The sequence below is a fragment of the Microcoleus sp. S13_C3 genome (assembly GCF_036700905.1).
GTDB lineage: Bacteria > Cyanobacteriota > Cyanobacteriia > Cyanobacteriales > Microcoleaceae > Microcoleus.
Window position 1 is genome coordinate 21,343 of record NZ_JAUBPT010000095.1, and the last position, 10,540, is coordinate 31,882.

Annotated in this window: 6 protein-coding genes; all 6 read left to right on the forward strand. The window is 45.9% G+C overall.

Annotation, left to right across the window (positions count from 1 at the left end; translation table 11 throughout):
• The coding region (locus tag QUA16_RS23340) for a S8 family serine peptidase (protein WP_333106147.1) at positions 1-4,053 on the forward strand (4,053 nt) is incomplete at its 5' end.
• Positions 4,054-4,093: 40 nt separating this feature from the next.
• Complete coding sequence (locus QUA16_RS23345) at positions 4,094-4,648, forward strand: hypothetical protein (RefSeq protein ID WP_333106148.1); 555 nt, start codon at positions 4,094-4,096, stop codon at positions 4,646-4,648.
• Positions 4,649-4,909: 261 nt separating this feature from the next.
• Positions 4,910-5,371, forward strand: a complete 462-nt coding sequence (locus QUA16_RS23350; protein ID WP_333106150.1) for a hypothetical protein — start codon at positions 4,910-4,912, stop codon at positions 5,369-5,371.
• Between the two features lie 514 nt (positions 5,372-5,885).
• Positions 5,886-6,110, forward strand: coding sequence for a hypothetical protein (locus QUA16_RS23355; RefSeq protein WP_333053485.1), 225 nt, complete (start codon positions 5,886-5,888; stop codon positions 6,108-6,110).
• A 419-nt stretch (positions 6,111-6,529) separates the two neighbouring features.
• The gene (gene ppc, locus QUA16_RS23360) at positions 6,530-9,655 is read left to right on the forward strand and encodes a phosphoenolpyruvate carboxylase (RefSeq protein ID WP_333106151.1); all 3,126 of its coding nucleotides are present in this window, start codon (positions 6,530-6,532) and stop codon (positions 9,653-9,655) included.
• A 138-nt stretch (positions 9,656-9,793) separates the two neighbouring features.
• On the forward strand, positions 9,794-10,465 hold the full coding sequence (locus QUA16_RS23365) for a hypothetical protein (RefSeq protein WP_333106152.1): 672 nt from the start codon (positions 9,794-9,796) through the stop codon (positions 10,463-10,465).
• Positions 10,466-10,540 lie beyond the last annotated feature (75 nt).

Here is a 10,540-nt window from a genome sequence, read left to right on the forward strand (position 1 = left end):
GTTGAAGAGAAAAATCCGACTGTTTCGGAAATTCCCAATTCCGAGACGACTTCGGCTGAGACAGAAATCGAAAATTCTCCCGCAGTAGAAGACAAAAATCCGACTGTTTCCGAAATCCCCAATTCCCAGACTAATTCGACTGAAACAACAACCGAAAATTCCCCAGCGACAGAAACTCAAAACCCGACTGTTTCCGAAATTCCCAATTTCCCAACAAATCCTGTTGAGACAGAAATCGACTTCATCACAGGTGACAAAATCGAAACACCCGTCTTTTTCCAACCCGACAAACCAGAAATACCCGCAATACCCGCAGAATCTACAGACATTCTAACTGGGGAAAGTGAAAACATCTCCCCAACTCTTATCGATACCCCCGAAATTGCCAGCGAAACTGCTGAAAATTTCCTGCTAATTTCTCCCGAAGAAATTTCCCAACTGTGGGAAACTATCAACAGCATATTCGCCCAACAACTTCCTCACATTCCCGAAACAGAATCCAGCCAAAATCATCAACCATCCGCATCAGAATATATAGTTACCGACGCCCAAACTATTATTCCCGAAATTGCCGTCACTGAAAATCATCACTCACAACAATCGGAAAATATCACCGCCGACAGCGACAATCAGCCTCCAACAACCATCGATGAATATGTAAACCCCGACTTCGACTCCGAAAACATCGCCATTACTCCCGACATACCATCCGAGGAAAACAATCAGCCAGACAATTCACAAAATATCATCGCTGACTCCGAAATCGCAACTGCCACTGACAGCGATTCCGAAACAACCATCAACGAATACACAATCACCGACACAAAAACCCAACCAGAAATAACCCCCAACCTCCCCCAACAAAACCAACCATTAATCGGAATCATCGACACCGGCTTTGTCGCCAACAATCCCAACATCAACTACAGCCAAATCTTCCTCGGCAAAGACTTAATCGAGGGCGACAACAATCCCCTACTCCAACCAAACCAAGCAAACCAACACGGCGACACAATTTTAGAAATTATCAGCCACTCCAACAATCAAAGCGACACCAAAAAATCGACTCCGATTTGGTTGGGACGAGCCACTGGCAGTGGCAACTGGCATCAATCCCTGATAGAATTTGTAGACGCAGCCATTGCCTCAAAACAACCCAACGCCGTCGTTAACCTCAGCTTCGACTTAACCCAAATCAATCCCGACGGCACGCAAACCACACGGCACAAACTGACAGCAGCAGAACAATCAGCACTTAAATACGCCCTTGACAACAACATACTGATTGTAGCAGCGGCCGGTAATGAAGGAACTCTCATCTCTGCCCTCGGACAAGCCTCAACAGAATTCGACAACATCATCACCGTCGGCGCATCCTCTAACAACCACCGCGTCGCCTATTCCAGCTACGGAGGCGGTTTAGATATCCTAGCACCAACAAGCCTTACACAAACACCAGAACCATCAACAACTGCCACAAAACAAGGCACATCAATAGCAGCCGCTTTCGTCACAAACACCATCTCCCAAATGTGGGCAGCCAACCCATCCCTGAACCGCCAACAAATCAAAAACATCCTCCTAAAAACAGCAACAGATATTGACGTACCCTCATGGGACGAAAGGACAGGATACGGAATATTAAACCCAGAATTAGCAATAGCCACCGCCACAGAAACAATCCCCGCAATCCCAGTCTTGGCAGCTACCAAACACTTGACAAAACCCTTAATTGATGCCGATGCAAATCCCAGCAACACACCCAACAATACCCCATCCCAACCCTCAGAAAGAGCAACTGCAACCACAGCCCCAGGCACACCAAAGACTACCAGCACCTCAACCGGAAACAGTAATGAAGGCACTAGCTCTTATACCACAGAACTAGCGCCATATACAACCACCTCTACCAGTAGTTCCAACGGTACAACCACCACAAACACTCAAACAAATAGCAACTTCTCAAACACCGAATCAAGCTGGGATCAAAACGCCGTCCAAACCAACAGCAAGGGCAACTCTTTTAACGAATACACCAGCGATTCCAGCACAAATGCTGCTACCTACACCAGCAAAAACTTTTCCCAAAACTCAGTAGAAAACACAAATCAATCGCAGCAAAACTACAGCCGAGTTAAATACGAAGGCACTCGCAACGACCAAAGCTCATATCTTCAAAAATCCCGCTCTTCTAGCAATTATACCAGTCCCGAACAAACTACAAACACCACTGCCGACAGTTACCGAAACAGTTTTTCCCAATCAGACAGTCAATACGGAACCGACTATGCAATGAATAACGGCAACCGCCAAGACGATTGGGGTTCAAAATCAACTTCAAACACTCACTATACTAGCAGCACCGGAAGTTCTCTCAACAACAGTTCAACTCAAATTCAAGGCAAATCCGATTGGACGAATAGCAGCAATGGTAATAGTTCTCTAAACACTCACAGCGGGGAAGAAAGCCAAGTAAATCGCTCGAATTATGAGAGTAGCAGTAGCAGCGGTTTTTACAAAAATGGCAACAGCAGCGACAACTATTCAGTAATCAATTCAACTTGGGACAACACTACAACTGACGGCAAAACCGTCGGCAGTAACAGCCGCGATGTTTATGCGGAAGCCAATAGTAATACCAACAGCAGTTACGATGACGGCCAGTCAAAAAATACCAGCAATCAATCCACTTACACCGTCAATCAATCTCAAGAAACCAACAGCAGCAACGGCCCATCATACTGGCACAACAACCGCAATAACAATTATTCTGTAAGTCAAGGGAATGACACCCAAAGTTACCAAAACGGGCCGTCAACTAGCAGCCACAATCGGGATACTTATTCTCTCAGCAAGTCGAATTCTTCCAGCAGCAACAGTGAGGGGAAAGTTAGTTATAATTCCGAGCTTGAAAATTATTCAGAAAATCATGCTCAGTGGGAGAGCGAGTATAAAGCTGATACTTATACTACTCAAAGCAACAGCGACGAATCGACAATAACCGCTACCAAAAGTAACAGCAGCACCGAGGGCAACAATTCCACTTCATCTAGCAGTAGCGACACCTCAACCACGAGAAATTCACAGACAGTTACAACTTATAAAGATGGCCAAAGAACACAAAATGGCAGTTCGACTTACGAGAAATGGTCGAGTGAAAGCAGTTACGATAGTGACGGCGTAGCTAGTTCGGTGTCCAAGTATTCTAGCTGGAGTTCAAGTTACAGCAAGTCTTATTTTAAGGGAGGTTACAGTTGGACGGAAACTGTGAGCGGTTACGACTATGAATCGGTGACTAAAAGAGATGTCTATACGAGTAGTGGCAGCAGTTGGAGTTGGACTCGGAGCGGGACAGTATGGGATGATGGTCGAAATGATTGGAGTGAAAGTTGGTCGAAATATAGTTGGAAGGATGGGGAGTATGCGCCGGGTGAATCGGAGGTAACGAGGGGGTCATTTGACCCAGAAGGAACACAGACCCAGACGAATAATTTGCCGGAATTTGGGGAAGCGCCGCGGTTGAATAAGGCGCCGAAACAAGATGTGCCACCGGAAAAGGTGAAGCCTCCGAAGCCGAGTGATGATATTTGGCAGTTGCCGACTGTGATTTTTAAAGATGCTGCATCTAAAAATGCTTCTGAAGACAAGACTTTTTGGCTCCCAACTGATATTTACAAAGAGCTTGAGTCTCAGAAGGTAATTAATAGAGATGGCTATTTTAATGCAAGTAGCCCTAAGAACGAAAGCCCTTGGGACAAATTTTTGGCAAAATTGCGTAGATTTATCCAAAGGTTGTTGGAGCTATCTCAACAAGGCAAGCAAGCTGTTCTGGAATTTTTAGGCGCGCTTCTTTACTACTATCTCAAGAATAATGGGGCTTTACTTCAGCCTTTCACTGACCTTCTGATACCAGGAGGAGCACAAGCACGAGACAAACTGGAAAAACTCTTACAAAAGAGTCAAGCAGCTCAGGCAGGAAGGGCTACTGCTGATTTAATCGGAATTTTGCAAGGAATAGCGGAAATTTTGTTTGGAGCTGGTGGTAGTAAGTAGTAGGACACAATTAATTACACAAAAATTTGGGCTACAAGCCTTGTCTAGTAAAGAATCAGCAAAAAATCAGTGTGTAATTAATTCTGTCCAATTACTTATTGGAGGTGGTTTGACTGGAAACCCCGCGCTGGTTGCCGCAGGATTGGGAGCGCTAGCACATGGGATCAGCTTAGTGGGAGTTAGTGTCCAGGATCTCTCTAATCTGATTGTTCAGGTGCTTCAAAGTAATTCCGGTAATAATCCTTGGGATGATGTTCCCGATGAGGACTTGGAAGAATTTTTGAATCCAGCGTATGAGTATATCAATACTCGTTCATGGCATCCAGGTAGTGAGGCGACACCTGAAATTTCTGTAAAAAAACATTTTAGGGATCATGGTGCGGAAGTAGGTGCAAATAATGTGGAGGAATATATTCAGCTAGCAGAGGATTTTAAACAAGTAGTTCTGAATGATAAAACAACCCAAATACGCCGAATAAGTAGAGCTACCTCAAATGTTTCTAGGTACGAACTGGGAGATAAATACATAGATTTAGTAGATTTGGATCAAGGAAGATATGGTATAATATCTTTTGGAAAACTTTGGCATCGCTGATTGAATCAAGTGTTAATAGTAAGGATTCAGGTCACTGAACTCCTTGCTGGGCAAAGACTTTAGATATGGAGCTTGATACTAAATCAATCTCTATTCTCAATAAACCACGAAAAACTGTCACTTGTCCTCGTTTATTGACAATTAACCACGAAAGACAAAAACCCTTATTTTGCCCTAAAACCCTTGCCAGACAACCGTGGGAGCCGCAAGTTTTTAGACCTGAATCCTTACTGTTAATAGAATAAAGAGGTTTGTTGAAATATGGCGCTAGAACATAGATTTTTTTGCTTAAGAGAAGGAGAAGTCAGTTATGCAAAGTGCATGAATTATTATGAAAAGGAGTTTGAAGTTAGTATCCACGATGACATAATGCGGTACATGAATGATACCTTAATGTGGATACCGTGTACTCATCTTTCACTTCCCTATAAAAAGAAAACAAAGGGATTAGCGCTTTATGGTACTACAATTATTCACCAAGAAGATGGGGAAATGTTTTATCACGTAATCGATTCATGGTCTCGCTTATTTTCAAAAGCTCCTGATAAATTTCAGCTTGATGGAGGAATAATTATAGAAAGTGACAGAACGGTTTCTAGTCCACCCAAAGTTCATAATATCGAAGTTGAGCGAGACTTGCTTCTGGAAAAGCTGCAAATTTTGCTAAATTATGCCAATCAGGTGATTGAAGGTGAATTCTTTATTTTGCATCTAGGTATTTAGTGAGATTTGTACCATAAAATATCAGCTCCAGTTACGAGAGATGGTGGAGCGAAACAACAACCAAGTCTGACTTTTTAAATTGCGGACGATCGCACACCGGGTACAATTTCCTTTGAGTCGATCAACTTTACAAGCGAGTTGTTTTGTGCGCTCGCATGATTGTTGATAGTTTTATACCCCTCGGGCGATCGCACACCGGGTACAATTTCCTTTGAGTCGATGATCGGCCGGTCTGATTGAACAAACGGGCGTTCTCACTTTTTTACACGCTGCATGATCGATCCTGCAGGCGATCGATCGGCTTGAAAAAGCTGTTGTACGGGCGATCGTCGTGCGCTCTGATTTTTGTGTAACATCCTTCAGGGGATATCAGCACGCACCCCTGTCTGGCGTGCGATGACACGGCACTAATTCTTGGATGAACACGGATCTCGCCCCAATCTAGGATACAACGAGGCAAGAAAACCCGCCCTAGCTTGTAAACTAGGGATAACAGAATACGCAGGAAAGATTTATGCCGTCGGAAAACCAAGACTTGCTCAAAACTCAAACACCTAACAGTCCAAAATTGCCGGTTCCCTCAGATATTTTGTTGAGCTTGGTCGCCTTACCCATGCTGGGCGGGTTGGTGGTGGCTAAAGCTGCTGCTGAGTTTGTTGCGTCGATCGGCGTTGAAAGCGAAGAAGTCTTTCGGGGTTCGCGCCTTCCCGTACTCAACTTTCCTCAATCACAGGATTAGAAAGCCCAAGGAAGGATGCTGCAGCTAGAAGTTAATTTTTGTGACCCCGCCCAAAAACGGATACGGTGCCACGTACTCCTGTCGGGGAGAGATAAAAATTTTCGACCCTAGTTCAACATCCCAGATTGATCTTTGGAGTAAATCTAAAAGTGTTCGACTTAGCGCGACTCAACTGACTTCTGGCCGAACGTCTCACGCCGATCGTCTACAATCTCAAATCGCAAGTTAACTGACATGAAAGCTTGACAATAGGTACAATCCGTGCTGTAAGAATTAATCTTTCCTTATACTTTGTACATAAGTGCCTTCTACTTTCAAGGTTGCAATAAGTCTCAAATTTGACTGCAAACAAAAGTGTTTTAGGCGAAACTAAACCATACAATTTTCACAGACACCCGCAGCTATTGAGGAACAGCCCGATGAGTTCAGTCCTCCAGTCTTCAGAACAGGCTATTGATGCAACATCTATTTCCCATTTTCCCGCTTACTCCAAATCAGACCTGTTTCTGCGAAATCGCCTCAAAGTTGTAGAGGACTTGTGGGAATCGGTGCTGCGACAGGAGTGCGGGCAGGAATTGGTGGATTTGCTCCAACAAATGCGCTCGGTCAATTCCGCCGAGGGACAAGCCACTCACTTTCGCGAGTCGAATGTCGTACAGCTAATCGAAAAGCTCGACCTTAACGCCGCCATCCGCGCCGCTCGGGCTTTTGCGCTGTATTTTCAGTTGATCAACATTGTCGAACAGCACTACGAACAGCGAGACCAACAGCTAGCTTACGCTAGCAGCAACGATGCTGGTGGGCGGATGTTTTCTAAGCTACCAGGACAAGCAACGGATGCCCCCGATCGCCCCCGGCACAGGGAAGGCCCAAGCCCGGCCCAAACGCCTCTGAGCAGTGCAGACAGCAGCGAGACGATCGCCCGAGATGCCGGCACTTTTCACCAACTGTTCCCGATGCTGCTGCGCTTGAACGTGCCCAGCCAGCAAATCCAGCGGTTGATCGATCAGTTAGACATCCGCTTGGTATTCACCGCTCACCCGACAGAAATTGTCCGCCACACGATCCGCACCAAACAGCGGCGAATGGCGAAGATTCTCCAACAGCTAGACCAAGTTGACGAGAAATTTCAGGTGCTCGGAGCCGACTCTCAAAGCCCCTACCCGGTGTCTTGCTGGGAAGCAGCGGCTCTCCAAGAGCAACTGATGGAAGAAATTCGCCTCTGGTGGCGCACTGACGAACTGCACCAGTTCAAGCCGACTGTACTTGACGAGGTGGAATACACTCTCCACTACTTCGAGGAAGTTCTGTTTGATGCTATTCCCGAACTCTACCAGCGCTTAAAGCAAGCGCTCCACGCTTCTTATCCTTATCTGAAACCGCCGAGTTACAATTTTTGCAAGTTCGGTTCTTGGGTGGGCTCGGACAGGGACGGCAACCCTTCTGTTACTCCAAAAGTTACTTGGCAAACGGCTTGCTATCAGCGCCACTTAGTGCTAGAGAAGTACATCAGCGCGGTGAAGCGGCTGAACGAACTTTTGAGTTTGTCGCTGCACTGGAGCGACGTGCTGCCGGAATTGCTGGAATCTCTCGATCGCGACAAATCGGAATTCCCGGAGGTTTACGAGCAGTGGGCGATTCGCTATCGCCAAGAACCTTATCGGTTGAAGCTGGCCTACGTGCAGCAGCGACTGGAAAATACGCGCGATCGCAATTGGCGGCTCTACAAAGGAGACGAGTTGCAGCGGGAACGCGAAGCTTTGTCAGAACATCCCGGAATGACTGGCCTTTATCGATCGGGCGCTGAGTTTTTGACCGAGCTCAAGCTCATCGAGCACAATTTAGTGGAAACAGGTTTGAGCTGTCGGGACTTGGAAAATCTGCTCTGCCAAGTAGAAATTTACGGGTTTAATTTGGCTTACCTAGATATTCGCCAAGAGTCAACTGTACACTCGGACGCTTTAAGGGAAATTGCTGAATACTTGCAAATTTTGCCAAAGCCTTACAATCAAATGTCGGAATGCGATCGAATTATTTGGCTGGCAACGGAACTGCAAACTCGTCGCCCTTTAATTCCAGCAGAATTGCCCTTTTCTCCTAAAACTTGCGAGACGATCAATACCTTCCGAATATTGCGGCAAATGCAGCAGGAGTTTGGCCCGGAAATTTGCGAAACTTACGTCATCAGCATGAGCCACGATGTCAGCGATTTACTGGCGGTTTTGCTGTTAGCAAAAGAAGCGGGACTTTACGATCCGGCAACAGGAATTAGCAACATTCAAGTAGTTCCCCTGTTTGAAACGGTGGAAGATTTGAAAAAAGCGCCGGAAGTAATGCAAAAAATATTTGATTTGCCGCTTTATCGAGCTTTGCTAACAGGAGGATACGCGCAGGAAATAGCGCAAAAGAGTGAAGAGAATATCCAAGGCCCAATCGAAACTCTCAAATTGCAAGAGGTGATGCTGGGCTATTCGGACAGCAATAAAGATTCTGGTTTCCTCAGCAGCAATTGGGAAATCCACAAAGCTCAAAAGGCTTTGCAAATGGTTGCGGAAAAACACGGTGTGGAGCTGCGAATTTTTCACGGCCGAGGCGGTTCTGTAGGGCGCGGCGGCGGACCTGCTTACAAGGCAATTCTGGCTCAGCCTGGAAAGAGTATTAGCGGGCGAATTAAGATTACTGAACAAGGCGAGGTTTTGGCTTCTAAATATTCTTTGCCGGAGTTGGCGCTTTACAATTTGGAAACGGTGGCGGCGGCGGTAATTCAAGCTAGTTTGCTGCACACTGGTTTTGATGGCATTGACCCTTGGAATGAGATTATGGAGGAGTTATCTGCGCGATCGCGATCGCACTACCGCCATTTAATCTACGAACAGCCGGATTTAGTCGATTTTTTCCACCAAGTTACCCCGATTCAAGAAATCAGCCAGTTGCAAATTAGTTCTCGTCCGGCCCGACGCGGTGGCAAAAAAGACATCAGCGGTTTGCGAGCCATTCCGTGGGTGTTTAGCTGGACTCAAAGCCGCTTTTTGCTGCCTTCTTGGTACGGTGTCGGCACAGCTTTACAAGAGTTTTTGCTGGAGGAACCGGAAGAACACATGAAACTTTTGCAGTATTTCTACTTGAAATGGCCGTTTTTTAGAATGGTAATTTCTAAGGTGGAAATGACTTTATCTAAAGTGGATTTGCAGATTGCAGAACACTATGTGCAGGAGTTAGCTTTGCCTGCTGATAAGGAGCGTTTTAAGGCTTTATTCGATCAAATTGCGGCCGAATTTCACTTGATTCGCGATTTGGTTTTAACAATTACCGGACACCAACGTTTGTTGGACGAAGATCCATCGCTGCAGCGATCGGTGCAGTTGCGAAATGCGACGATTGTGCCTTTGGGCTTGTTGCAGGTTTCGCTGCTGAAACGCTTGCGGCAGCACGGTAGTGGCGGAGTTCCGGGGGTGATTCACTCGCGTTACAGCAAGGGTGAATTGTTGCGGGGAGCTCTGCTGACGATTAATGGAATTGCTGCGGGGATGCGGAATACCGGCTAGGCAAATAGTTTTGAGTTGTGAATTCGTAGCAAGGTGCGCGATGGAGCACCTTGCTACTGGTAGTTTCAGAATTCAGGCGATCGCCCATTGTAGTAACAGCCATAGGAAACTGTTCGCTATCCTAGCTGAGATTTTTTTATGTCTAAACGCAAACAGTCTGAAGGTTGTCGCCCGATGCTGCGACGCACTTTTTTATTTTTAACGGGCATAGCTTTGGCGCGGGCTGCGGCTGACTATTTTGCGATCGCCCAAAACCGAGATAGTTTCTTGACTCTCGCGGGTCAACTGTGGCAAAAGTCACTCGCTTTTTTATCAACTATACAATCAAATCAAACTCCTCAACCTCTGCTCAGCAATCCCATTGTAAAATCGGCAAAAACCAATCAACCTCTGGCGAGCAATCCTATTGTAAAATCGCCCGAAAATTCTCCTGCTGTGCAGCCGTCTCAACCTCAAATTCTCAAACGTTCTGCTAAGGAAGCAAAACCTGTACAAGTCAGCAGCCAAAATGTAGCTGGCGCAAGTTTTTATCTCACAACTATTGACCTCGCAGATCCCGAAATTTATCTCACAATTGGGTTAGCTAATAATGCAGACTTGGCAAATACTTCTAAAGTCACGCGGGGCGACGAACCTTTTGAAAATATGGTGTCGCGTTACCGGGCTGCTGTTGTTGCTAACGGGACTTTTTTTGGGAAAGACGAGCAGAAATCTGTGCTGGGAAATATGGTGGCGGCAGGCAAGTTTCTCAAATACAGCCGATGGGAAAATTACGGCACGACTTTGGGAATTAAAGCCGGAAATCAATAGACATCTCCAAAATAGTAACACTTCGTGGTAATATCACATCATAAAGGTTTTTTGACACAGAAACATGAGCGACAT

Excerpts from the sequence above, each read along its gene's own strand:
- QUA16_RS23350 (WP_333106150.1), top strand. The coding sequence starts at position 4,910 with ATGGCGCTAGAACATAGATTTTTTTGCTTAAGAGAAGGAGAAGTCAGT.
- QUA16_RS23355 (WP_333053485.1), top strand. The coding sequence starts at position 5,886 with ATGCCGTCGGAAAACCAAGACTTGCTCAAAACTCAAACACCTAACAGT.
- ppc (WP_333106151.1), top strand. The coding sequence starts at position 6,530 with ATGAGTTCAGTCCTCCAGTCTTCAGAACAGGCTATTGATGCAACATCT.
- QUA16_RS23365 (WP_333106152.1), top strand. The coding sequence starts at position 9,794 with ATGTCTAAACGCAAACAGTCTGAAGGTTGTCGCCCGATGCTGCGACGC.